This window comes from Natronohydrobacter thiooxidans, assembly GCF_001884735.1.
GTDB classification, from domain to species: Bacteria; Pseudomonadota; Alphaproteobacteria; order Rhodobacterales; family Rhodobacteraceae; genus Roseinatronobacter; species Roseinatronobacter thiooxidans_A.
The window spans coordinates 19,487-43,715 of the sequence record NZ_MJAP01000038.1 but is presented as its reverse complement, the minus strand read 5'-3'; the positions used below and the strand labels follow the sequence as shown (position 1 = coordinate 43,715).

At 60.5% G+C, this 24,229-nt stretch carries 22 protein-coding genes and 1 pseudogene; 10 read left to right on the top strand and 13 right to left on the bottom strand.

Annotated elements, in window-relative coordinates:
- Positions 1 to 98: 98 nt before the first annotated feature.
- The 3 genes from BG457_RS20080 to BG457_RS19400 all read right to left on the bottom strand — a co-directional run bounded on the left by BG457_RS20080 (position 99) and on the right by BG457_RS19400 (position 2,916).
- Positions 99 to 293, bottom strand: coding sequence for a hypothetical protein (locus BG457_RS20080; RefSeq protein ID WP_139257873.1), 195 nt, complete (start codon positions 291 to 293; stop codon positions 99 to 101).
- Between the two features lie 527 nt (positions 294 to 820).
- Positions 821 to 1,681 carry an undecaprenyl-diphosphate phosphatase gene (locus BG457_RS19405; protein WP_071799511.1) on the bottom strand — a complete coding sequence of 287 codons (861 nt, stop codon included), beginning with the start codon at positions 1,679 to 1,681 and terminating at the stop codon, positions 821 to 823.
- A 149-nt stretch (positions 1,682 to 1,830) separates the two neighbouring features.
- Positions 1,831 to 2,916, bottom strand: a complete 1,086-nt coding sequence (locus BG457_RS19400; protein ID WP_071799518.1) for an SLC13 family permease — start codon at positions 2,914 to 2,916, stop codon at positions 1,831 to 1,833.
- Positions 2,917 to 3,342: 426 nt separating this feature from the next.
- Here BG457_RS19400 and BG457_RS19395 point away from each other — a divergent pair, with 426 nt between their 5' ends.
- The 5 genes from BG457_RS19395 to arsJ all read left to right on the top strand — a co-directional run bounded on the left by BG457_RS19395 (position 3,343) and on the right by arsJ (position 7,644).
- Positions 3,343 to 3,687 (top strand): ArsR/SmtB family transcription factor, encoded by a 345-nt coding sequence (locus BG457_RS19395; RefSeq protein WP_084657756.1) that lies wholly within the window; start codon positions 3,343 to 3,345, stop codon positions 3,685 to 3,687.
- Positions 3,688 to 3,697: 10 nt separating this feature from the next.
- Complete coding sequence (gene arsB, locus BG457_RS19390) at positions 3,698 to 4,732, top strand: ACR3 family arsenite efflux transporter (RefSeq protein ID WP_071799509.1); 1,035 nt, start codon at positions 3,698 to 3,700, stop codon at positions 4,730 to 4,732.
- Positions 4,733 to 4,813: 81 nt separating this feature from the next.
- Entirely contained in the window at positions 4,814 to 5,824 is a 1,011-nt protein-coding gene (locus BG457_RS19385; protein WP_071799508.1) for an ArsJ-associated glyceraldehyde-3-phosphate dehydrogenase, read from the top strand.
- Positions 5,825 to 6,400 carry a cation efflux transmembrane domain-containing protein gene (locus BG457_RS19380; RefSeq protein ID WP_071799507.1) on the top strand — a complete coding sequence of 192 codons (576 nt, stop codon included), beginning with the start codon at positions 5,825 to 5,827 and terminating at the stop codon, positions 6,398 to 6,400.
- 56 nt (positions 6,401 to 6,456) lie between these two features.
- Positions 6,457 to 7,644: an organoarsenical effux MFS transporter ArsJ gene (gene arsJ / locus BG457_RS19375; RefSeq protein ID WP_084657755.1), complete on the top strand. Its 1,188-nt coding sequence runs from the start codon at positions 6,457 to 6,459 to the stop codon at positions 7,642 to 7,644.
- Positions 7,645 to 7,945: 301 nt separating this feature from the next.
- Here the strand turns inward: arsJ and BG457_RS19370 are convergent, their stop codons facing one another.
- The 4 genes from BG457_RS19370 to BG457_RS20075 all read right to left on the bottom strand — a co-directional run bounded on the left by BG457_RS19370 (position 7,946) and on the right by BG457_RS20075 (position 13,930).
- Positions 7,946 to 9,985, bottom strand: coding sequence for a type IV secretory system conjugative DNA transfer family protein (locus BG457_RS19370; protein ID WP_084657754.1), 2,040 nt, complete (start codon positions 9,983 to 9,985; stop codon positions 7,946 to 7,948).
- Positions 9,978 to 12,926: an LPD7 domain-containing protein gene (locus BG457_RS19365; protein ID WP_071799504.1), complete on the bottom strand. Its 2,949-nt coding sequence runs from the start codon at positions 12,924 to 12,926 to the stop codon at positions 9,978 to 9,980. Before BG457_RS19365 ends, BG457_RS19370 begins: the two co-directional genes overlap by 8 nt.
- Entirely contained in the window at positions 12,916 to 13,548 is a 633-nt protein-coding gene (mobC, locus tag BG457_RS19360; protein ID WP_071799503.1) for a plasmid mobilization relaxosome protein MobC, read from the bottom strand. The genes BG457_RS19365 and mobC overlap by 11 nt, the downstream gene beginning before the upstream one ends.
- Positions 13,549 to 13,696: 148 nt before the next feature.
- A complete protein-coding gene (locus tag BG457_RS20075; RefSeq protein ID WP_139257883.1) occupies positions 13,697 to 13,930 on the bottom strand; it encodes a hypothetical protein in 234 nt (77 codons plus the stop codon).
- 168 nt (positions 13,931 to 14,098) lie between these two features.
- Here BG457_RS20075 and BG457_RS19355 point away from each other — a divergent pair, with 168 nt between their 5' ends.
- From BG457_RS19355 to BG457_RS19340, 4 genes and pseudogenes are all read left to right on the top strand, one after another.
- Positions 14,099 to 14,857 carry a ParA family protein gene (locus tag BG457_RS19355; RefSeq protein WP_071799502.1) on the top strand — a complete coding sequence of 253 codons (759 nt, stop codon included), beginning with the start codon at positions 14,099 to 14,101 and terminating at the stop codon, positions 14,855 to 14,857.
- Positions 14,858 to 15,120: 263 nt separating this feature from the next.
- Positions 15,121 to 15,492 carry a hypothetical protein gene (locus BG457_RS20070; RefSeq protein ID WP_139257881.1) on the top strand — a complete coding sequence of 124 codons (372 nt, stop codon included), beginning with the start codon at positions 15,121 to 15,123 and terminating at the stop codon, positions 15,490 to 15,492.
- 339 nt (positions 15,493 to 15,831) lie between these two features.
- Positions 15,832 to 16,005 (top strand): annotated as a pseudogene (locus BG457_RS19345) (IS110 family transposase); the annotation flags it as partial.
- 15 nt (positions 16,006 to 16,020) lie between these two features.
- Positions 16,021 to 16,332 carry an NAD(P)-dependent oxidoreductase gene (locus BG457_RS19340; RefSeq protein WP_281249256.1) on the top strand — a complete coding sequence of 104 codons (312 nt, stop codon included), beginning with the start codon at positions 16,021 to 16,023 and terminating at the stop codon, positions 16,330 to 16,332.
- Between the two features lie 297 nt (positions 16,333 to 16,629).
- Here BG457_RS19340 and BG457_RS19335 read toward each other — a convergent pair whose 3' ends face one another.
- From BG457_RS19335 to BG457_RS19315, 5 genes are all read right to left on the bottom strand, one after another.
- Entirely contained in the window at positions 16,630 to 18,210 is a 1,581-nt protein-coding gene (locus tag BG457_RS19335; protein ID WP_342715551.1) for a tripartite tricarboxylate transporter permease, read from the bottom strand.
- The gene (locus BG457_RS19330) at positions 18,141 to 18,593 is read right to left on the bottom strand and encodes a tripartite tricarboxylate transporter TctB family protein (RefSeq protein WP_071799498.1); all 453 of its coding nucleotides are present in this window, start codon (positions 18,591 to 18,593) and stop codon (positions 18,141 to 18,143) included. Before BG457_RS19330 ends, BG457_RS19335 begins: the two co-directional genes overlap by 70 nt.
- Before the next feature lie 49 nt (positions 18,594 to 18,642).
- Entirely contained in the window at positions 18,643 to 19,623 is a 981-nt protein-coding gene (locus BG457_RS19325; RefSeq protein WP_071799497.1) for a Bug family tripartite tricarboxylate transporter substrate binding protein, read from the bottom strand.
- A gap of 12 nt (positions 19,624 to 19,635) precedes the next feature.
- Positions 19,636 to 20,667 (bottom strand): glutamate cyclase domain-containing protein, encoded by a 1,032-nt coding sequence (locus tag BG457_RS19320; protein WP_071799496.1) that lies wholly within the window; start codon positions 20,665 to 20,667, stop codon positions 19,636 to 19,638.
- Between the two features lie 63 nt (positions 20,668 to 20,730).
- Entirely contained in the window at positions 20,731 to 21,771 is a 1,041-nt protein-coding gene (locus BG457_RS19315; protein WP_071799516.1) for a glutamate cyclase domain-containing protein, read from the bottom strand.
- 180 nt (positions 21,772 to 21,951) lie between these two features.
- On the opposite strand from BG457_RS19315, the gene BG457_RS19310 reads away from it, so the two are divergent.
- Positions 21,952 to 22,905 carry a LysR substrate-binding domain-containing protein gene (locus tag BG457_RS19310; protein ID WP_071799495.1) on the top strand — a complete coding sequence of 318 codons (954 nt, stop codon included), beginning with the start codon at positions 21,952 to 21,954 and terminating at the stop codon, positions 22,903 to 22,905.
- A gap of 601 nt (positions 22,906 to 23,506) precedes the next feature.
- Here BG457_RS19310 and BG457_RS19305 read toward each other — a convergent pair.
- Complete coding sequence (locus BG457_RS19305; protein WP_071799515.1) at positions 23,507 to 23,902, bottom strand: single-stranded DNA-binding protein; 396 nt, start codon at positions 23,900 to 23,902, stop codon at positions 23,507 to 23,509.
- Between the last annotated feature and the right edge of the window lie 327 nt (positions 23,903 to 24,229).

Below are 24,229 nucleotides of genomic sequence, written 5' to 3'. Positions count from 1 at the left end.
GCGCGCGGCGGATCAGGGTGACATCATCGAGATGCCGCCCTCCGGCGAGGATGAGACGCATAGGATGCCCTCCCGACGCGGGCGCGTGCGTGCGGGCGTCAGCCCGCGCGCAGCTCGGCTTGCTGGGCGAGAAGTGCGCAAAGGGGGCTGTCCAATGCGTCCGGCTGACTGGGCGTGGTGGTCAGCCAATGCTGCATCAGCCGGCCTGTGCGCGCATCACGCAGCCAGCAAGCGACAGGGGTGCGGCGCGCGGATGCGCCGGGTGGAGCCATATGGGCGAAGTGAAAGGTCATTGTCGTGCCTCCGTCCAGCCGCGCCGGTCTGGAAGCACAAGGGCTGCGTTACAGGCGCAGGCCCCAAAGCCGCAGACAGGCCGGGTGGTCTGATTGTGTCCGGAAGGTCTGGCGGCTGCGCAGCATTTCGCAAAACACAGAGGCCAGACCGCTACTAGAGCAACTGTCCATGGGTCTCTCTGGTTGATACATGAAAATGGCCGCGATATTCGCAGCGTCGTTCTGATAGCCCCGGCTGAAGCGCAAGTCAACCACCTCCTTGCGAACAAGGATCGGAACTTACACTGAAGGGCAACGCGCATTATCAGGTTCATACGCCCATTACGTTCAGCCTGTAGCAGGCATAGGAAGCCCGGTGCGGTGATGACGAAGAATTGCCCTATCCGCCCGGATCAAGTTTGTCTCGATCATGGAATGCTCGCTCGGGTTGGTTCAATGACCTGGAACACTGGGGGGCTGGATGGGCTGGCAAACAATTCATTCGTTTCGGGAACGCTGGATAACCCACTATTCCGTCACGGATACGATCAGATGATCCCGTCAAACACCCCGAACCCGATTACCGACGCGAGGGCAATCAGATAAACGGAAAACACCTTCAGTTGCGCCTTGTACAGCAGCGCCAGCACAAGGCTCAAAGCCACTGTGCCGGAAATGGCGGCCACTACGAACCCCACCAGCATCGGCCCCAGGCCGACACCTTCCAGCCCCGCACCGCGCATCACTTCAATGCCTTGCAATAGGCTGGCCGCCAGAATGGTCGGGATCGCCACCAGAAAACTGTATTCGGCGGCCCAACGCCGCTTCAGGCCGGAAAACAGCCCGGCGATGATGGTTATGCCACTGCGGCTGATGCCCGGGATCAACGCCAAGGCCTGCGCCACCCCGATCACGATCGCAATGCGCGGACCAAGGCTCTTTATCCCCAGCGGGCGCCTCGGCAGGCGGTCGGTCACGTATAACAGCACAGCGGTCAGCGAGAGGGTGACAACCAGGACCTGCGGCGCGGAAAAGACCATCTCGAAAGTGCGCTTGAACAAAAGCCCCAGCACGCCTGTCACCAGAACTGTCAGCATCCCCATCAGAAACAGCTTCGAGAATACCCCCATCCCCTGCCCCGGCATGCGCAGGCGGCTGGTCGTCTCCACCACAGTTGCGCGGCAGAGCGCAGACAGGCTTTTCCAGAAAACCACTGCGATGGACACCAATGTGCCCAAATGCACCACCAGATCGAACAGGATCATTGCCGGGCTTTCTGGCGGCGGTATGCTGGAGCCCTGCGCAATCATGACATGCTGTGTCACGACCAGATGCGCCGTCGAACTGACCGGAACAAACATGAACACACCCTGAACAAGGCCCAGAATGACAGCTTCCAGATATGTCATGCAATGAGCCTTTCGTCAGTTATGCCATATCGTGCCGGGTCGGGTTTGGCTAACTGACAGCGGCCTCCAGTGCAAACAACTCGGGCAATAGCCTAAGCAAAACCGCGCCCTTGCCCGAGGGAAATGCAAATATGTCGCGCACCGGCCTTTCAGATCGCCAGAAGTGCCGCGCCAACAGCGAAGCTGATGCCAAATACCGGCAGCGACCAGAGGTGGAACTGCACCCACAATCCGGGCTGGCGGTACAGCCGAAGGGCGATCAGATTGGCCAGTGAGCCGATCGCAAGTCCGAAGCCTCCTACATTCACCCCCCACGCCAGCGCCCGCCACTCGTCTGTAAAGGCGGCCAGAAAGATCGCGGCCGGGACATTTGAGATGACCTGCGACAGCCCCGCGCCCAGAGCAAAGGCTGAACCCGGCCCGTGCAGAAGCGCGCTGACTTGCGTCTCTATCATGGGAATTTGGCCCGCCAGCCCCATATTGACGAACATCAGGATGAAAACCAGCAACAGCGTCCAATCCACGCCGCGCAGGATCTTCCGGAAGATTACAGCAAAAACGCCGATGATGACCGCAGCCCCGACCATTGCAAACCCGGCATTCACGGCCCATAGAAACAGTGGATAGGCGACAAGTGACGCACCCATCAGGTCGCGGTTCAGTGGCAAAGGGCTTTTCATGTCCGCCAGCGCGAGCGTGGCCTTGCCAAAGCCGACCGGCACAAGCGCGAGGACCAGAACAAGCATAGCGCCCGATATGGGCAGCATCGTTAGTGTGAACTCGACGAACCCCATGCCTGAGACCTGCCACAGGAACAGGTTTTGCGGATTTCCCACAGGCGATAGCGCAGAGCCTGCATTCACGGCAAGCGCCTGAAAGATTACGAGCCGTCCCACCGGCAGCGTGACCATGCGCGCTAGACCCAATGTCAACGGCACGGTCACGAACAGCGCCACATCATTGGTGACAATCGCTGACAGGACCGCGGCCAGAAGGACCAATGCAACAGCGAGCCAACGTATGCTGTGCAACTGCGTCAAAACTGCGCGTCCCACACGATCAATCATGCCTGAGACCTCCAGCCCACGGCTGAGGACCATCAGACCGGCAAGAGCCGATACAGTCTTCCAATCCACAAGTCCCGGCAAAGCGCCAAGGCCGGCAGGTGCCAGCCAGAGCAAAAACGGGAACAATGCCAACAACGCAAGAAGTAGCCAGTCTCTGGAAAATGTCATCAGAATCTGGCGCAGTAGGTTTTCCAAGTCACAATCTCTGCGGTTGCACGGTGTATGTGCGGATACAGCAATTGGGTAAACTACCGTTCAAAAGATTCAACTCAGCCCGCTTACACGTGAAGAAATAGTTTGTGCGGATCAGGTCGGGCTTTGGATCGGGGGCTTTCTGACAAGCTCGAGTACTTAATACTGCAGGTCAAAGTCGCTGCAGCGCTTGTCTGCTTCCACCAATTACAGAAGCTGCATGGCTGCGCCGTCGTCAGGCGGCTCTCTTACACTGCGAAAATGACGGCAGGAGCGACGGGTCCGCCCCCCAAACGGACGTTCAGTCCATAGGGAACTCTGACGCGCAGGCTGCACGAGCTCTTGTGCCATTTCTGAAACATTTCTATAAATCGTTTAACGACGATAGCCGAAGTGATGTACATGCTCTCATACCCAATTCTTGCGAAAGCGGCTGATGATGAACGGCTGGCCGCGCTGGCCAAGGCACTGGCGCACCCTGCGCGGCTGAAAATCCTTGCGCTGCTCGCGCGCACGCCGGGATGCATCGGCGGCGATATCGTGCAGGCGGTGGGGCTGGCGCAATCGACCGTCTCGGAACACTTGCGCATCCTGAAAGCGGCGGGCGTGATCGAAGGGCAGATCGACCCGCCCCGCGTCTGCTATGCGCTCGCCCCCGGTGCGCTGGCCCCGCTGGCGGAACTTATCGGCGCGCTAGAGGCTGCATCCGGCGATCCCGCCTGCTGCGTCACCCCAGATAACACCTGAAAGTCCGCGCATGTCCACATTCGAACGGTATCTCTCGATCTGGGTGACGCTGAGCATCCTCGCCGGGCTCGCGCTCGGCGCGCTGTTCCCCGATCTGTTCACCACGCTTGCCGGGTGGGAGATCGGAAAGATCAACCTGGTGATCACCGTGCTGATCTGGGTGATGATCTACCCGATGATGGTGGCGGTAAACTTCGCCGCACTGGCGCGGGTGCATGAGCGCCCCAAGGGGCTGATCATCACGCTCGCGGTAAACTGGGCGATCAAGCCCTTCACCATGGCGGTGCTGGGGATCATCTTCTTCGAATACGTCTTTGCCCCCTTCATCGAGCCGGAAACGGCGGGCGAATACATCGCCGGGCTGATCCTGCTGGGGGCAGCACCCTGCACGGCGATGGTGTTCGTCTGGTCGCAGTTGACGCGCGGCGATCCCAACTACGCGCTGGCGCAAGTGTCGGTGAACAATCTGGTGATGGTGGTGCTCTATGCGCCGCTGGTGGCGTTGCTGCTGGGCCTGACCGAAGTGACCGTGCCCTGGGACACGCTGCTGCTGTCGGTGGTTCTGTTCGTGGTGGTGCCGCTGGTGGCCGGGGTGCTGACGCGGCTGTTCCTTACCCGCCGCGCGCGCGATGCGGCGCTGGCCGAAGCGTCGGTCACGGGTTTCACGGGGCGGCTCAAGCCCTTCTCGGTGCTGGGGCTGCTGGGCACAGTGGTGCTGCTCTTCGGCTTTCAGGGCGATGTCATCATCGAGCGCCCCGCTCTGATCGCCATGATCGCGGTGCCAATCCTCATCCAGTCCTACGGCATCTTCGCGCTGGCTTATGCGGCGGCGTGGCGCTGGGGCGTACCGCATACCGTGGCCGCACCCTGCGCGCTGATCGGGACATCGAACCATTTCGAGCTGGCGGTGGCCGTGGCCATCGGGCTGTTCGGCCTGAACTCGGTCGCAGCACTGGTCACCGTGGTCGGCGTGCTGGTCGAGGTGCCGGTAATGCTGTCGCTCGTGTGGTTCGCAAATCGGACAAGGCAAAGGTTTGCAGCATGATCAGTGTCACCAAACAGTTTCAAAACCGCGTCCATATGCCTGCGACGCGACCCGGAAAATGAAATCGATAGGCGAGACCCCATGACCATACGCATCGCCCTCAATGGCCTTGGCCGCATCGGAAAACTCGTTCTGCGCGACCTGATCGACAGTGGCGCGGGGGGCGAGATCGTGCTGCTGAACGATCCGGTTGGAGATGCCGAACAGCACGCGCTGCTCATGGAGTTCGACTCGGTCCATGGCCGCTGGAACACGCCCGTTTCCGCCGCCGAGGGTGCGCTGGTCCTGAACGGCCAGACCATCCGCCTGACGCATGAGCGGAGCATCGAAGCGCTACCGCTGGCTGAGATGGGCGTCGATCTGGTCATCGACTGCACCGGCGTTTTCAAGACCGAAGCGAAGATTGCGCCCTATTTCAGAGCAGGCGTGAAGAAAGTGGTCGTCAGCGCGCCGGTCAAGGACGTCGGCGCGCTCAATCTGGTCTATGGCGTCAATCATCACCTCTATGATGGCAGCCAGAACATCATCACGGCAGCCTCCTGCACCACCAACTGCCTCGCCCCGGTGGTCAAGGTCATTCACGAGGCGCTTGGCATCCGCCACGGCTCGATCACCACGATCCATGACGTGACCAACACTCAGACCATCGTCGACCGTCCCGCCAAGGACATGCGCCGCGCGCGCTCGGCGCTTTCCAACCTGATCCCCACCACCACCGGCAGCGCCACGGCGATCACGCTGATCTATCCCGAACTGAAGGGCCGGTTGAACGGACATGCCGTGCGCGTGCCGTTGCTGAACGCCTCGCTCACCGATTGCGTTTTTGAGCTGGAGCGCGAAACGACAGTGGAGGAGGTCAACGCGCTCTTCAAGGCCGCCGCAGAGGGGCCGCTCAAGGGCATCCTGGGCTATGAGGACCGCCCGCTGGTCTCCTGCGACTATCTCAACGATCCGCGCTCAAGCATCATCGACGGGCCGTCCACCATGGTGATCAACGGCACACAGCTGAAACTCTATGCGTGGTATGACAATGAATGGGGCTATGCCTGCCGTCTGGCGGACATCACCCGCATGGTGGCACAGGGGTTGTGAATGACCGAGCGCCGTGCGCTTCTCATCGCGTTTGTTCTGAACGCCTCGCTTGCGGTAATCGAGATCATCGCAGGTCTCTGGGCAAGGTCGGTTGCGCTCTTGGCCGATGCGGCGGATTTCGTCGAGGACAGCGTGATCTATCTGCTGGCGCTGGCGATGATGGGTGCGACCGAGCAAGCCGAGCGCCGCTTCGGTGTGGTCGTGGCCGTGCTGATGATGTTTCCGGGCGGTCTGGCGATGTGGCAGGCGCTGCGCTTCGTGTTCGACACCATGCCGCCCGAAGGGATTGCGATCATCGCGGTGTCGAAACTGGCGCTGGCGGCCAATCTGGTCAGCGTCGCCGTGATCCTCGCCGCCCGGCGGGGCCCGCAGCCCGAGAGCCTTGGCCTGCGCGCGGCCTGGCTGTCATCGCGCAATGATGCGCTCGCCAATATCGCGATGATCGTTGCGGGCTATTTGGTGCTGGCCACGCAAAGCGGCTGGCCCGATCTTGTGGTGGGTCTGGGCGTTGCCGTGCTGCATCTTTCGGGCGGGCTTGTGATCCTGCGCGGTGCATTGAAAAAGGGGCGCAGGTGAGCGTTTCCAACCCCCTGCGCGCCTACGCGGCGGTGACGGCGGCCTATTGGGCCTTCATGCTGTCGGACGGGGCGCTCAGGATGCTGGTGCTCTTGCATTTCAACAGCCTCGGCTTCACGCCGATCCAGCTGGCCTGGCTGTTCCTGCTTTACGAAATCGCGGGCATCGTGACCAATCTGGCGGCAGGCTGGCTGGCCGCGCGGTTCGGGCTGGCGGCGACACTCTATGCCGGGCTTGCTCTACAGATCGCGGCGCTGGCAGCCCTCGCGCAGATGGACCCGGGCTGGGGCATCACTGCCTCGGTGATCTTCGTCATGGCCGTGCAGGGTGTCTCGGGCGTGGCCAAGGATCTGGCCAAGATGTCCTCGAAATCCGCCGTCAAGCTGCTGGCCCCGTCCGAGGATGGGGGCCTCTTCCGCTGGGTCGCGGCACTCACCGGATCCAAGAACGCGGTCAAGGGCTTCGGGTTTTTCCTTGGCGCGGCGCTCTTGGCACTGGCCGGGTTTCAGGCGGCCATCTGGGGCATGGCGGCGGTGCTGGCGGTGATCCTGCTGGCAGTGGTACTATTCCTGCCCGCGGGCCTGCCGGGGCGGATGAAGGACGCGGATACATGGGCGGGCTGGCGGTCCACCGACCCGCGCGTGAACCGCCTGAGCCTTGCACGGATGTTCCTGTTCGGTGCGCGCGACGTGTGGTTCGTCGTCGGCATCCCGATCTATTTTCAGGCCGTCCTGTCGGATGGCACGTCCGAGGGGCGCCGCGAGGCCTTCTTTCTGGTCGGCGGGTTCATGGCGGCCTGGATCATTCTCTACGGCGCAGTCCAGGCCTTTGCACCGCGCATTCTGGGCAGCAAGGGCCAGTCCGAGGCCGAGATCACGCGCAAGGCCATCTTGTGGTGCGGGCTGCTGGTGCCGATCCCGTTCCTGCTGGCCACAGCAAGCCTGGCGGCTGGCGATCCGGCCGACTGGCTGACTGCGACACTGATTGGCGGGCTGCTGCTCTTCGGCTTCGTCTTCGCGGTCAATTCCTCGGTGCATTCCTACCTGATCCTCGCCTTTGGCGCGGCCGACCGGATCACCCGCGATGTGGGCTTCTACTACATGGCCAATGCTGCCGGACGGTTGATCGGCACGCTGCTATCGGGCCTCAGCTACCAGATCGGTGGGCTGCCCCTGTGCCTCGCCACCGCCGGGGCGATGGCGCTGGCAAGCTGGCTGGCCGCACGGCGCCTCATCTCCGTCTGAGCGTCAGTGGCGTCCGCAGCCGGACCCCCGTAAGCCACCTTGGTTCCAGTTTGATCTTGAGAGGCATGGTCGCTGGGACCGGGCTATGTGATCTCGCGCAGTCAGCCGAAATACTGAAACGGAAACTCTTTCGGCCGTAGCAGACTACCTGAACCCTGTGGTTTCGGCCAATGGCTGCTTCAGCCCAACGTCACTACCGTCTTGCCGCAGCGTCACAGTCGGCTCTCCGCCCTTCACGTTGAAAGCCGATAGTATCTCTGACAGTTTGGCACCCACAAGGCATTTGACTGGCGCTGCTCCCTCAAGCGGCCGCGCTCTCGGGGTCACCGCCCAAAGTATCCGCGATGCGTTCGACCACGTCGCAATTTTCAGGCGTTGGCGCGATAAGTTTTGCTTTCGTCAGTATCTGACTGCTGCGTCCGCTGCGCAGTTTCAACAGTGGCGGCGCCTTTGGCGCGCACTCGAAGATCGGCTTTGGCGCCTTGGCGGGATCGAAGCCTGAGATGTCGATGATATGGGCTGCCATCAACGAACTGCTTACGCGGCGCGGCCTTGGGCTGGGCGTTGTGTTGATTGTTGGCGCGGCACCACTTCCCGGCCCCACCCGCTGCGCCGCGATCATACCTTCAGTCCGCCGCTGCACAATGGCTGCCACGCGATCATCGATCTCGGCGGCGTCCTGTGCATTCAGCTTGCCCCCCAGCGGCAAGGGGTAGTCGCCGCTCTGCCCCTCGAAGAGATGGCGCAGCTTGGCGTCCTCATAGTATTTGATCCGCTTGGCGCGCGCCGGGTGCTGGCCGTCGATCACCAGGATGATGTCGTCAAGGCTGAGCCGGGCGGCCTCGTCCTCGGTCAGCAGCGGGCGTTCCTCGGTGCGTTCGCTCACATTGGTGTCGAACATGCCCCGCCCCATGGAGCGCGATTTCGACACCACGCGCTTGGTGGTCATGCCGGTAGATTCACTGACCTCGGTGACTGTGCGCTTTTCCGATGGGGTCATGTAGAGCTTGACCCCTGCCCCACCCTGCAGCGACAGGCGGGTATTCTCGCCATAGATTTCATCCAGCGCAGGAATGGTCTGGGTGATGATCGCCAGATGCCCGCCATAAGAGCGCAGCGTCTTGATGCTCTCGGCCACGATGGGCATCTTGCCCAAGCGGTCGAACTCATCGAGCAGGATCATCACGGGCCATGGCTCTTCCGCGCCCGGTTCATGATCCTGCAGGCAGGCGATCAGATCCGAGAAGAAGAGCCGGATCAGGGGTGCGAGCGGTTTGATATTGTCGGGAGATACCACAAGATAGACACTCTGCGGCTTGCGCCGGAAGGTTGAGAAATCGAAATCCGACACCGAGGTTGCCCGGTCAATCGTGGGATTGTCCCAGGCGCTGAGGCCCGAGGTCATCAGGAGCGAGAGATAGGAGGTCAGCGTGCGGTCATTGGTCGAGGCCAGCCGCTCGAAGATCAGCTTTGCAGGCGCGCTGCGCACTTCCTCGGCATAGCCCGCATATTGCTTGGTCTTGTCACCCCCCGAAGAGGCAAGGCGGTAGATTTCGCCAATGGTGGGTTCACCGCGTTCAATGGCGAGGATCCCGCAGGCGACGAAGAGATCGATGCCGCCCTCAAGTAGGCCTTTGGCGTTCTCGCCATCGGCTTGCAAGAACAGGTTGGCGGTCTTGCGCAGCTCCATCTGGCGCTGGTCAGGATTGGAGAGGGCCGCGATGCGCTGCAGCGGGTTGTAGCGATGGGTGGGGCGTTCCCAATCGACCGGGGCGAAGCGCCAGACCTTGTCGCCGCGCGCGCGGCGCTTGCGTGAGGTTTTGTCGAAATTCTCGCCCTTCACATCGAGCACCACGGCGGAACCGACAAAGCACAGCAGGTTCGGGATCACAAAGCCTGTGCCCTTGCCGCGCCCTGTGGGCGCCACGACCAGACAATGCGGGAAGCTGGTCGAGCAGAGGAATTTCGCCGATGATTTTGGCTTGCCCATCTTGGCTAGCAGAAACCCGCGCCCGGGTTTCTCAAAGAAGCCGTTGCGCTTCAGCTCGGCTTTCGATTGCCAATGGGTCTCGCCAAAGCGGGTCAGCCCCTCATGGACGACGAAGGAGCCCAGGAGCAAGCTGCCCAGAGTGGCGAACAGAAAGATCAGCCCGATCACCTGCCAGAGATCGGGATGGCGGAGCCGGATTGCCTGCCAGTTTTGCACGAGCAGGCCCCAATCGAGCGTGGCAGCACTGCCGGTGAGTTTGAGCGCGAGATAGCCCGAGGCCAGAATATAGGCCAGCGCAAGCCCCAGAGCGGCAAAAAGGCCAAGCCCAGCAAGAATGCGTGTCTTAATCATGCTCGAGCCCCCGCTCTTGCGCCGCATTGGCAGCGCGTTCGTCAAACCACTCTTCGCTGACCTGGCGCAGGGCCTGGGGCGAATTGCCCTCAGCCTTGAGATATTCGCGGGCAACAGAAAGCTGATCTTCACGCGCGCCCACGCCCTCGAGCCCCGAGATATCGCCCTGTTTCAGGCGCGCGATCTCGTCGGGGGTCAGACGCTCCTCGACCGCTTCGCGATAGGCCTCGGCGCGTTTCGCGTCCGTGGGCGCGGGCAGTTTCGCGAGATCGGATTTCGCGGCGATTAGCATGCCAGCGGCAGCGCCAGTTGCTGCGGTAGCGCCGGTGCTTGTTCTGAGGCCTGTGTCCGTGCCTGTCTCAGCCCCATTACCGCGCTGGATATCCTGCGCCTCCCATGTCCGGCGGCTGCCCTGTTTCTCGACGACCTCATTGGTCACCGGATCACGCGTGGTGATGGTTACGGGCTCGGAGCGGGTCGAAGACAGCGTGACCGTGTCGCTCACTGTCACGCCACGTTCCGCCAGCGCCTTGGTGACCCCCATGCCCCAGACATCATGGGTGCGGCCATTTGCCAGCTGCAAGCGTACATAGGGGGACTCCGCAGCCCCGGGGCGGTCAAGATAGGGGCGCGTCCCTTGCGCAAGCACTGTGCCGCGTACGCCCTGGCTGTAATCGTCCTTGTCGCTGGATATGCTGCCGGAAAGTGGTGCTGCCCGATCCTGAGACAGGTCGCGCTGCTCGGGACCCGCTCTGTCGTTCAACGGCCCATCCGTCCGCTGCAGACTGCGCGGGCGTTCCATGTCACTGCGCCGTGCCGCTTCCTCGATATCGCGCTCATTGGGCTTGTAGCCGACCTTGATGCCCTTGGCCGCGCCCTCGATCCACATCTCGCGCCGGAAATCCTGCGGGCCTGTGACCGTCATCGACTCCCAGCCGCGATGCGCCGCGAGACCCGCCATGTCGAGCGCGGTCGCCTTGTCGGCAGCCTTGGTGCTGAGCGTGTGCCCCGTATCGACAATGGCCGCACGCGCGTCATCGTAATGACGGTAGAATTCCTGTGTGTCGCCCTGTTTGGTCACGACGAACCGCTCGTAGTAAGAGGATGGTGTGTCCAGCGGGTCAAGCCCGCGGCGCGCGACTGCGATGCTGTCGGCCTTGGCCTCGCCTTCGGTCGCTTCGCGCGCCACCTGATCACCGTCAGCCTGGGGGCCTTTGGCTGTGTCCGCTGTCTGCTGCCCAGCACGATCTGCCTGCGACATAGGCTGAACTGCGACCTCTGTGCCTGCATGCTGTTGCGGCTCTGCGCGTGCCCCGCCCAGAACCTCTGCCCGGGCTTCTGCGCGCGCCTGATCCTCTATGTCGAATGACCGCGACGAGATCGATGCCCTGTCAAACCCCTCACGGCGCATCGCTGTGATCGCGGCCTCGATATTCTGCGACGTCTTCTCCTCCAGTGTCTCGCGCTGCGCGGGCGTGAGATCGAGGCCGACATCATCCCCGATCCGGTCATGCACGCGGTCCACCTCTTCCAGGGCACGGTCCAGATCCTCCTGCTTTGACAGATCAAACCCGTGGTACTCGGCCACGCTGCGCAGATCATCCATCAGCCAGTCTTGCTCCAACGATGCCGTCGGCGCGCCTTCGCGCAGCCGTGCCATCAGCGTGTCACTGCTGATCCCGCTGCCCTCAACCGCCCCGCGTATCCGTCCTTCACCAACGCGCGCGACATGCTCCATCGCGACAGCTGCGTTTTGGGCCGCATAGATGCCCGCTTCGCTGGGTGGCGCGCTCAGCTCCTTGTCCCGTGCCTCTTCAGGCAGGAGAGCATCCAGCTTCGAGAGCGCCTCGCTGAGACGGGCTTCTTCTCGCGGGCGCTCGCCCGGCGCGGCTGCCGCAATCCGGTCTTCAGCCTGCGCCACGACAGCATCGAGGCGCTCCAGCGCCTGAGTGAAGCGCTCTTGTTGGTACATGGGGATGGCTCCGTAACTCTGGGGATGAATGCTGCGCCCGGCCGCGAGATCGCTGGCCGCGCGCTGAAGGTTTTGGGCAAGATCGGACAGACGCGTGTAAGAGGCGATCTCGCCCCGGGTGAACCGGGAATGATCGATGGCCTCGATCCCGCGCGCATGCGCGGCCAGCGCCGAATAGCTCTCGGCATGGCGCGCGATCTGCGCGCGGGCATAATCCAGATCCGCCCCGATCCGGGGACGCTCAGTGGTCCGGCCGCGGCGATATTCGGCATCTGTGGGCGCGCGGTGGATAATCCCGCGCTGCAAGCGACTGCTGGCTTCCAGTGCAACCCCATAGGACTGGCCCAGATCGACCAGTGTGTCCTTATAGGCCTCATAGCTGTGATCCGTGCCAGCGCGCAGGGTGAAGAGCGTCCCATCCTCCCCGCGCCGGTTGACCACGATATGCGCATGCGGATGCGCGCGGTCGCTATGCGTGGCCGCGATATAGTCGAACTGGCCGTCAAACATGCGCTCGCAGAAGCGCTCGGTGATCACTTCCACATCGCGGGCATCCGTGTCCTGGGGGAAGGACACGATCAGATGCGCGGTCTGGCCCGACGAGGTCATGCCCTCCCAACTCTCGCTCCAGCGTGTCGCGGCCTCGCGCGCTTCTTCAGAGGAAAGCGGCCCGCGCTGCTCGAACGTGCCCATCGAGTCAAACACGCGGTCTGCCTTGCTCATCAGATAGTCGAGCTGATTGCCAAGCTGGCGGCTGTCATGGCACCCACCCCCACGCACCAGCTTGACCACGACCGCCCGGTTGCCCGATGCCGCCCGCGCCATATGCTGGTAGCTGCGCGTGCTACCCCCGCGACGCCCGAAGGATTTCGGCGCAGGCTCATCGCCGCGTCCGCCCGGGCCGCGAGTCCAGCCCTCGTCGAACAGCGTGCCCATGGCCGCGCTCACAGCATCCGGCTTACCTGCCATGCGTCACCTCCGGGGTCATATCCCCGACAAGGGCTTCGCCCAGGATCGCCCGGAAGGCCGCATCGCGCCTGCGCGCCTTCGCTCCGATCAGCACAGCCAGGTGATCTCGCGACTGTGTGACGGCAGCATGGGTTGCGCGCAGCACCTCCACCTCGCGACGGCGCAGCTCGCGGGCCTCTGGCAGCAGGCGCGGGTCATTCAGCCGCCGCGCGATCTGATTGAGGTTTGAGCCGATCGCTGACAATTCGCGGCACAACTCGCGGATGCTCTCGGCAAGCTCTGCATCCGCGCCGAGATACCCGGCAGGATGGCGGATGAAGGCGCGCAGCACGGTTGATCTTTGATCACCCCCGAGCTGCGCGATCAGCGCATCAAAGGCCCGGATATCGGCGACTGGCACCCGCGCGGTCACAGTCGCGGTCTCGGACCGGGCTTGCACCCGCGCCATCTGCACCCCGCGTGCGATGTTGCGGATGGTTTGAACCGACACGCCATAGCGCACAGCCAGCACCTTGGTCGCAATCCCTCGCCCTCGCGCCTGCGCAATCGCCTGGCGCTGCGCGGGCGTCAGACGGGGCTTGCCCGCACCCTCGGCGACCGTGTTTGTGTTCAGTGTAGTCAATATCCATTTCCTGCTACATAACACCTTTTGTTCCCCCTTTCGGGTAGGCAGATGCCGGAATCGCGTCAATGCGAGATTCAACCATCAGTGGTGCTGTGGTGTTATGTATCCGGCCGGGACGAAGGCAGCGAAGACGCGCGCCCTTTGCTCAAGGCGCACCTTGCGAAATAGCCTGCTGCTGCGCCGCAGCGCCGCGCTGAAGGGGCGAGGGCGTGTTTTTTGACATAACCGCCATCAGCGTCGCTAAACGCGCTGATGTCTCGAAAAAACAGGGCCTCCAGCAAATAGCATCCAGCAAAAAACCATCAGCGTTCAGCATGTCGCAAACAGCATGTAGCAATAAGCATCCAGCGTTCAGCAAATCGCATTCAGCTTCCAGCATGTAGCACCGAGCGTTCAAGCATAGTGCACTCAGCATATCGCATGAAGCGCGCAGCATTGAGCGTTGAGCATCCAGCATATCGCGTTGAATGCCTGGCGCACTCCATCTAGGGTTGTGTCTCAATGTGTTGGCCGGAGGGCCAGATCCCGTAACAGAGAAAGTGCAGATATGTCTGATGAGGCGAACCCGCCGGTCGTGGTGGCCGTGATGGGGATCAAGGGCGGGGCGGGCAAAACCACCATCTGTGCCGCGATGACCTCGGCGATGATCCATTCCGGCAAGCGGGTCCTGCTGGTCGATACCGATCGCCAGAGATCACTCGCAGCCTGGGCGCAGCGGGCCGAGACGCATGGCAATGGCTCGGCACTTCTCTCGCATGTCGAGGCCAGAGACACCGAGGCGCTGGTGGCCCTTCTCGATGAGGCCTTCGAGGCTGAGAGCCATGATTTCATCATCATCGACACGGCCGGTGTCGCGGGTGCCTGGGCCGATCATGTCGCCGTGCAGGCCAGTCTGATCGTCACCCCGGTCATCCTGACCGAGAACAATGTCAATGGCGCGGTCGCGACCTATCAGTGGTACAAGGGCTTGCACGGGCGGGTCGAAGAGCCGGAATTGCTTCCCCGCCATATCAGCATTCTGACCCGGTTTGATGCCCGCATCCGCAAGGGCGAAGAAAGGCTCAGCCCGATCGAGAAGGATCTGTTTGAGCGCATCCGCTCCGAGCTGGACCTGTTTCCCTATGCCGTGCGCGAGCGCAAGGCCTACAGGGATATGGAAAGCCTTGGCCTTCTTGGTGCCATCGCCCGGAAAAAACGCGATGACCCGAACCCGCTCGTGCGCGGGCAGGCCGCCCATTACGAGGACGCGCTTCATGAGGTCGCTGTGGTGTTCAATCACATGCTGAGCCATGCGGCAGCGGCATAAAACCCGGAAAGGAAACCCCGATGGCCAAACGCAGGATAGCGCGCATCGGCGCGATCGATCCGGTCTATGCCGATGCCGTGTTCGACAGCGCGCCGCCTGTCGTGGAACCGCCAGCAGCGCGCATGCGGCCGCCAACACCATTTGTGACGCAGCCCGCTGCGCCTCTGAGACCAGAAGCGCCATCGCAGGTCGCACCGCCGGTCGCGTCGACTGCGCAGATTGCGCCAAGCACATCCTCCCCGCCTGCGAATGGGGCCCGGTCCATGGCAGCGCCCAAAGCGGCGCGTGCCTTCTCCATCACGCTCTGGCCGCTGCATCGTCACAAGGACGATTTGCTGGCGCTGGAGAAAGACGGCTACAGGATCGATCTGATCCTCGGGGCCGCCATGAAATCGGCGCGCCAGAAGTTCAAGCCTGGCCCTGTCTATATTCCCGCTCAGTCGGCCGAGTACTGGACGGCCTATAGCATCCGGCTGCAAAAGCCCGTCGCCGAGCGTATCCTCCTGCAGCTTGCCGAGAGCGCGAAAGACCCCGGTGCCATGATGGCCACACAATTGCTGCGCGGTCAGGTCGAACCACTCTGGCTGGACGCGCTCGATGCCCTGATCGAAAGGCTCAAAGCCGCGGTGCCGTGAAAGGTGGCGCGGGTGATGATGCGGGCCTTCGCCGCCACTCCGCCGCGCCACCCGTGCCGCAAGAGGGATGCAGCCCCGCAGGGCTGAGACCTGGCCGTGCATGCGACCATGCCCCCGTGGGTCGAAGGACTGGCTCAGCATGAGACAGTCTTCGCCGCGCCTTGGGGCAGGGAGCAGGTGCGGTCAGGGCTCAGGGCAAAGCCGCAGCAGCCCGCCCCCGCTCGCGGGGCTTGCACATGATCACCACCCAAAACCGGATGAGGTGGGTGGCTCCTGCTCCACCGGCACCAATTGTGCCAAAGTGCAGTTGTCATCAACCGCGAGGAAAGGAACCCCCCAATGACAGCTAATACAATCGGCCTCGATTTGGCTAAGGATGTTTTCCAAGTGCATGGCATTTCGGAGAACGGCCGTGTGATCTTCAATAAGGCCATCAAACGCGCAAAACTACTTGCATTTTTCGAGGCACTCCCGCCTTGCACCGTTGGCATGGAAGCCTGCGGATCATCTCATCACTGAGCCCGCTCTTTGCGTACGGCCGACACGAGAGGGATGTTCAACGCCGAGATGCTGCGAAACATGAAATCCAGTGCAATTCTGATCAATACAGCACGCGGCGAGATCGTCGATGAGGCAGTATTGGCGCAAGCCTTGGCCTCAGGTCAGGTGAGCGGGGCTGCGTTAGATGTCTTTGCATCCGAGCCACTTGCTGCGGGAAGCCCGCTTTGCAACGCACCAAACCTGATCGCGACGCCCCATATCGCAGGTGTGACAGTCGAATCGAATACACGGATCAGCTGGCTTACCGTCGAAAACGTCGCAAACAGCCTGAAAGCCTAGCACGTCGCTGAAATAGTCCCTGAGCGGGAACTCTGCCCTTTCATTAGGGCAGGTCAGCGGGATTGCGATATCTGTCGGCAAGTTCGGCATACGCGCCTGGTGCAGATCTTCCGCGTCACACAACCAGCAACCGTGGGAATCTGGCAAGGTTGTTGGCGGCCATAGTCATGAAGAGTTCGGCAGGTTCTTTCTCGACCCGATCCACCAGATACCAGGTTTGAGCGCCCAAGGGCCATAGTTTCGCACAGTGAATTCGCCTTCATCAGACTTGTGCAACAACCTCTTCACGACGCCCTGTCAGATAGTTCTATTCTTTTCAGAATTTGACAGAACGAAGCGAACCATAGCGTATAACAACGCCACCGCCATTATAAGAACCGCTGCGCCACTGATGGGGCGTGTAACGAAGACTTCGAAACTTCCCTGAGAAAGAAGCATGGCGCGGCGGAAATGCTCTTCCAACATTGGACCCAGCACAAAGCCAAGAAGAAGCGGGGGCAATGGCAGGCCAAGAAGTTTAGTTCCATATCCGACGACTCCAAAGGCGACGACTACGAGAATGTCAAACACACTGTTATTGATCGAGTAGATGCCAACACATACGAACGCAAGAATGGACGGATACAGAATCTTGTAAGGGACAGCTAGAATTCTGACCCAGATACCGATCATCGGGATGTTGATTATCAGCAATAGAAGATTGCCAATCCAGAAACTCATGATCAGTCCCCAGAACAATGCCGGCTGTTCAACCACCAAGCGTGGTCCGGGATTAATTCCGTGGATCATGAGAACACCGAGCATGATCGCCATCGTGGCCGTACCCGGAATGCCAAGGGTTAGCGTCGGGATGAACGCAGTCTGATCCGCCGCGTTGTTAGAGGATTCCGGGCCAACCAACCCCTCCATTGCGCCCTTTCCGAAATGGTCAGGGGTGCGGGAGAACCTGCGCTCGACGGCGTAGGAAATATACGAGGCGATAGTGCCACCGGTGCCGGGCAGAGCACCCAGTATCGTGCCGATTCCGGCCCCGCGGAGTATGGGGGCAATCGAGCCCCGACCTTCTTCACGGCTGGGGAGCATGTTGCGCATCCGCAGCTTGTCGCGGCTCATCTCGACCGGGACCATTTTGCCGATGCTGGCAATGACTTCGGCTATGCCAAATAACCCGATTGCAAGCGCGACGAGGCTGATGCCCTCATAAAGATGCAGTATCCCGAACGTGTATCTGGGTGAGCCGTAATAGACATCCAACCCCACCACGCCGAGAAGTATGCCAAACACGCTCATAATCAGCGCCTTGACCACTGAGCCGCCTGAAATGGTTGCCGTCATGATTAAGCCCAGCAAAATCAGCGAAAAGTAATCTGCGGGCGCGAACATAAAGGCGACGCTGATGATCATGGGCGCCAGAAAGATCAGCACCAGAATCCCGATCGACCCGCCGACAAAGGAAGCGATTGTGGTCATGAACAGCGCCACACCACCGCGCCCTTTCTGGGCCATGGGGTAGCCATCTAGACAGGCCACCGCAGAGGATGGGGTTCCGGGCAGATTAAGAAGGATTGATGCCGTGGAGCCGCCGTAGGTTGTCCCGTAATATATGCCCGCCAACATGATCAGGGCTTCGGTCGGCGCAAGATGAAATGTGATCGGAAACAGCAAGGATACCGCCGCAAGCGCTCCTATTCCTGGGATAATTCCGGTAATCGTGCCCAAAACGACCCCTATCAGGCAATAGAACAAGCCCGACGGGCTGATTGCGACCGACAAACCAAGCAGAATATTTTCGAGGATTTGATCTTGCATCAGAGCCGCCATGTCAGGAAAGGGATGGGTAGGTTCAGCGCCAGCCCAAAGACCAGCCAGATCAGACATGCCATGACTGCGGCCAAACCCAGAGCCTGCAGAATTGACAATGCACCATCAGCGCGACTGGAAATCAGGATCAGAAGCACCGTCGCAGGAACAACTCCGAAGATTGGTAAGGCTAGGGCGAATGCTAGTACTGCCGCCAGAACCCAAATGAGGGGGCGCCATGCAACGACTGGCAATTCTGTGCGCACGCGATTGAACTGCTCGGTTGTCAGCAAAATTGCCCCAAGTATCGCAAGGATAGCACCAAAGATTACCGGAACCATCCCCGGACCCATCCGCTGAATGGCTCCAAGCCGATAGGTTGAGAACCCATAGAAAACAACGAAAGCGCCGATCGTAATCGCAAGGACAGCACTGATTGTATTGGCGCTAGGTTTTTTCATCTCAATTCTCTGATTGACCGGTCTCGAATGTCTTCGAGACCGGGTTTTATTACTCTAGGTTGATATCCAGACGCTGGATAAGATCGGTATATAGCGCCTCTTCTTCACGGAAGATTGCCGCAGTTTCTTTTGGGGTATTTGCGGCAATGACCGCGCCCATGCTGGCAAAACGCTCGATCACCTCTGGGTCTTCAAGAATATCCGCAATTTCTTCATACAGCATATTCAGAATGTCTTCGGGCGTACCTGCCGGGGCAATCACTGCGGCCCAGGAACCGGCCGAAAACTCGGCCAGGCCATACTCCGCTCCGGCTTCCGCGATCGTCGGGGCATCGGGCCAACGGTTCATACGCTCAGTTCCCGCAGCAGCAAGCAGGCTCAGCTGTTCGTCGTCAATCAATCCGCCCGCAGAAGGAACTGTATCGAAGCCAAGATGGACAACACCGGCGATAATGTCGGGGTGAGACGCGCCGCTGCCGCTGTAGGGGATATGGATCATATCGAGCCCGGCAGCATCCGCGAACCATGCCCCGAACAGATGCGTGTTGCTGCCCTGACCGGCACTTTTATAGGCAAGCTGCCCCGGCCTTTCTTGCGCATATTCTATAAATTCAGGGAGTGTGTTCACCGGTAGGGTTGTTGTGGCGGTTAGAACCATTTCGGTTCGGGTCGTCAATGTGACAGGTGCGACATCTTCGATCGGGTCATAGGGCAGGTTTGCCATCAGCCCCCGCTGCAAGACGTGAGAAGCGACCACCAGCCCCAATGTATGACCGTCAGGATCGGACTTGACGACCACATCCGTCCCCAGCACGCCATTTGCCCCCGGACGGTTCTCGACAATGACAGTCTGTCCAAGCCGAGGTGTCAAACGGTCGGCCAGCAGCCGTGCGGTGATGTCCCCTTGTCCGCCGGGCGCGTAGGGTACGATAAGCCGGATTGTCTGGGACGGATAGTCCCGGGCAACGGCCATCGTCCCCATGAGTGTGACCGCGGCGATGGCTATACCGCCCAAAAGCTTCTTTGACATACTTCTCTCCTGTTACTTGATTTTTCCGTGGGACAGCCCACGATCAGGTGCCGCAATATTCAGTCGCACCAGATCTCGCAGAAGTTGAATGACCGCCATGGAGGATTCGCCCTCGGTGCCATCAACAATAAATCGGGACGTGCAATAGCGAAGTTCCCATCCGCCAGCCTTCAGACAGGCTTCGAGTATCCGTCGCTCTGTATCGGGTGTGTGCACAAGCTCTTGGTTTTCAAGTAGCACCGCGAGCATCGCACAAAGACCATACGCCCCCCAGTTGGAGATCGAGGCTGGTAGCAAGATGTCGGTTTTCGTCGCCGAAATCACTCCCTTGCCCTCGGGATACTGGCATTCGCGGCCATAGGGATGGAACTCTTTCATGAACTCAAAGATACGGCCGAAGCCAATCTCGTTGCCGTTATCGCCAATGCCGATTGTCAGGATCGAGCGCGCCGTTGCCGCGTCAAAAATGCCGCCCAGATCGACCGCCGGTTTGCGCATCCCGGTCGAGCCATGCACAATCCCGTCTTCATTCGCTCCGAGACGCTCGATCGAGATTACAGCTTTCGGATTGTACTGTTCGAAGACATTGCCGATCCATGTCTCCATGCCCTGCCCATCGACTGGCGGGCTGAGAAGCGCGGCCCCCATCCTCCGGGTCTGGGCCAGTTCGAAATCGCGCACCATCAGGCCGGCGGCATGACTTGAGGCCACCACGGGCGGGGCGTGATTTTCTTCAACCAGATAGACTGGGACGGCATTTAGACCCCAGTACAATGTCCGGGCCAATGCCGCCGCGCCCGGAGGCCCATCGCTTTCGCCATTGGGGCTCTCAGGCGCGTATCCTGCTCCGGTGACAATGAAAACGACGTCGCCCGGACCAACATTCTCGATGAGGGCCTGAGCCGCTCTAGTCGTGATGGGGCGCCCGCCCCCTTCCTGCCGCGCGGCATCGTATATCTGGCCAATAACGTTATGGTTCATTGCGCGGTTGCGCATTTCAACCGTCACCAACCGGTCTATGTATTCTCCTGCAATGTCAGACATGCTCTTTCCAGTTCTTGATGGGCGGGATGTGGTCGGCAACGACCACATACAAAACCGCAGAAATCAGACGGATTTCATCTTTCCATGAGAGAGTCCGCGATCCGGCGCCGCAATATTGAGCCGGACAAGATCGCGCAGCAACTGCACGATCGCCATCGAGCTTTCCCCCTCCGTACCATCGACGATGAAACGCGAGGTGCAGTAGCGCATCTCCCAGCCGCCCGCATCAAGGCATGCCTTGACAATGCGTTCTTCCAGCTGCGGTGTTTGCACCAGATCTCGATCCCTAAGCAGCACCCCAAGCATCGCCGCGACACCGTAGGCGCCCCAGTTGGACACGGATGCTGGCAGAAAGATATCCGTCGGGGTCACGGTGACGGCACCGCCGGGCTTGTCTGTCTGTGTCTCGCGACCATAAGGGTGGAAATCCTGCATGAAGCTGTGAATCCGCCCAAAGCCGATTTCGTTGCCGTTATCGCCGATCCCGATGGACAGAATGCCACGCTCCGCGGCCTTATCGAATAGCGGCGACAAGTTGACACAATTGCCCGGCGCGACGCCGGTCGAGTAATGTACGATACCGCTCTCGTTCGGGCCGAGGCGTTCAATCGCAATGATCGCCTTTGGTGCCATCCGATCTAGAATGTCATCGGCCCAGGCGTCGATTTCGGACTGTTCTTCTGGTGCAGTGACCATGGCCCCGCCCATTCTGCGAGACTTGGCCAGACCATAATCTCTGATCATGACCCCCGCTGCATCGCTTGATGCCACCACCGGCGGAGCGTGGCAAACCTCGCTGACATAGACTGGTACGGCCTTCAGACCCCAGTAAAGGGCGCGGGCGATGGATGCTGCACCCGGAGGGCCATCACTCTCACCGTTGGGTACTTCCGGGGCGTATCCAGCGCCCGTCACAATCAGAACAACATCTCCTTCCCCGACATGCTCAACAAGCGCCTCGGCTGCGCGCGCCGTGATCGGCCGCCCCCCACCTTCACGCCGCGCCTCGTTGTAAATCTGAGAAATGATCCCGTGGTTCATCCCACGATTTCTCATCTCAACTGTAACAAGGCGATCGATGTATTCCCCTGCAATATCAGACACAGGCACTTCCTCTTTCCTGAAACATTTTCTGCTGGGGGCAACATGCAGAACAAACCTTTTGTAACAAAATCGAATTTTCCAATGCAGGTATGCACTTTGGTTATACTCTGACCGGATATCCGCGGTTCAATTGACATTTCCGAGAGTAGGTGCCTAGCATCCTGCATAAGGAGCGCCGCGATGCAGGGATTGAATCATCGTCAGTTACAGGCATTCCGCGCCGTTATCATCAGCGGAAGCATGACAGGTGCGGGAAGAATTCTGAACATATCCCAGCCTGCGGTAAGCCGCTTGATTCAAGACTTTGAAGCCGAATTACAGCTAACGCTGTTTCATCGCCACGGCGCGCGTGTGACCGCCACTGAAGAAGCGCTAAAGTTATACAGAGACGTAGAAAGATACTTTTCCAACGTGCAGCGTATCCGCGATTCCGCGGCGCATCTGCGGACAAGCAAAGGGGGACAATTGCGAATTGCCGCCATGCCGACTCTGTCCTCTGGCGCATTGCCCGAAGCGATCCGCCGTTTCAAGATCTCTCATCCAGATGTCGATTTCTTCGTTCACTCCGACACCTCCATGCATATCGTTGATTCGTTGACCCGTAATGAGTTCGATCTTGGTTTTGGCCGTGTGCCACCTGAAAGGACCGATATTCGCAGATTGGAGATGCCCAAATCAGAGGCAGTCTGCCTAATTCCTTTGCGCCACCCCTTGGCAAAAAAGTGCGCCATCTCTGCGCGCGATCTGAATGGAGAGCCTTTTGTCGCACTTGGCACAAGCAGTCTGCTCAGATTACAGGTGGAATCAGTGATGCAGCTTTCCGGCATTCGGGTCGGTCCTACTGTGCAGACACTCTATTCCAACACTGTGGCCAGTTATGTTGCGCTGGGTTTGGGGCTTGCAGTCATTGATATGTTTTCAGTTCTGGGCGCTGATCGCAGCCAGTTTGTCATAAGACCATTCACACCTTCAATAAATTTCGATTTCGCTGCAATTTTTCCGCAGGCTACTTCCTCTGCCCTTGCGGTCGCGTTCGCACAAACGATGCGGGACGTCGTGTCAGACGAGATTTCGGACATGGCCCAGCTCATGGCCTCTGACGCACTGAAGCGTGCCGGGTCCGCCGGAGGCTGATTTCGTTAAGTTATGCTGCAAGGGCGCCAGTTTCCAGAGTTGCATAGAAATTGGCCTCTGCCTCTTCGGGCGGGATGTTCCCGATCAGTTCTAGGAGGCGGCGGTTGTTGAGCCAAGTTCACCCGTAACCTTTGCCCGCGCCCGCATTCATATCAAACCCCTTGTTCAAATTCCTTTAACCGCAGGATGTCCATTCTGAGAAAGACTTGCAACGGCTGTGCCCTGCCAAAGTCGTCTTTTATGCAAGCATCATTGAGGTGTGCACTTGGCACGAATGGCGGTGATGGAAGCTGTAAACACAGCATGAGAGAGACGTGTCCGGAGTCGGCTCGCCACCATCGTTGCCGATACCTTGCTGCGGCGTCAGTCGAATGTCGGTTTCCAGGATTGTGGCCGCTCAGCATTGGTCGAGGCCGACCGGCCGGTATGGGTCGGGCAAGTCGAGAACCGCAACGACGACACTCAACTTTGCAAACTCCGCTCGCTGCCAACAGCCGCCGGTCAGTTCGGCGCATGCTGCCACTGCGGCGAATGACCGCTTTCACGAACAGCCCGAACCCGGCGGGTTGCCCCGCCGGGCCTTGGGGAGGCCCCGTTCCTCTCAGAACGGGATCTCGTCGTCGCGACAGGCGAGCTCGGGGTTTTCACTCTCGGCCGATTTCGGGCGGCTCAGGAAGTCGACCTTCTCGGCGATGATCTCGCAGCCGTAGCGGTCGTTGCCTGCCGCATCGGTCCATTTCGTGTAGTGGATGCGGCCATGGACGAGGACCTTCATGCCCTTTTTGCAATGCTCCGCGACCGTCTTGCCGAGACCGTTGAAGCAGGTGATGCGGTGCCATTCGGTGTCCATGACCCGGTAGCCGTTCTCGTCGCGCAACACGCGACCTTCCGAGAGGCGGGGGCGGGAGGTGGCGAGGCTGAAATTCGTGATGTTGGTGCCGCCTTGCGTGGTGCGGGCTTCGGGTTTCTGGCCAAGTGGGCCTGCGAGGATGACGATGTGTCTCGCATGTCTAGCTTCCTTATGTGTCCTGTCTTCGGGACCGTCCCGAAGGCAACCCCGGAAAAAGCCCGTCGGGTGACGCGTGCACGGTGGACGGAACGGACGCCGGAAACCCCCAGAGGACCGGGGTGGAGCGGGCAGGACGCCACAGGCGGCCAACACGGCCCGGACTGACGCGGGGTTGCGCGCAGGAGCCCGAACGGGATTAGGGGATTGTCAGTCGAAGGGATGGACCAGAAGCCAGAGCGACACGGGGAAGCCAATGCCAAACCCTGTCATCCGGCCAACATGGCCTGTCAGGACCCAAGCCCGGCACGCCCCTGG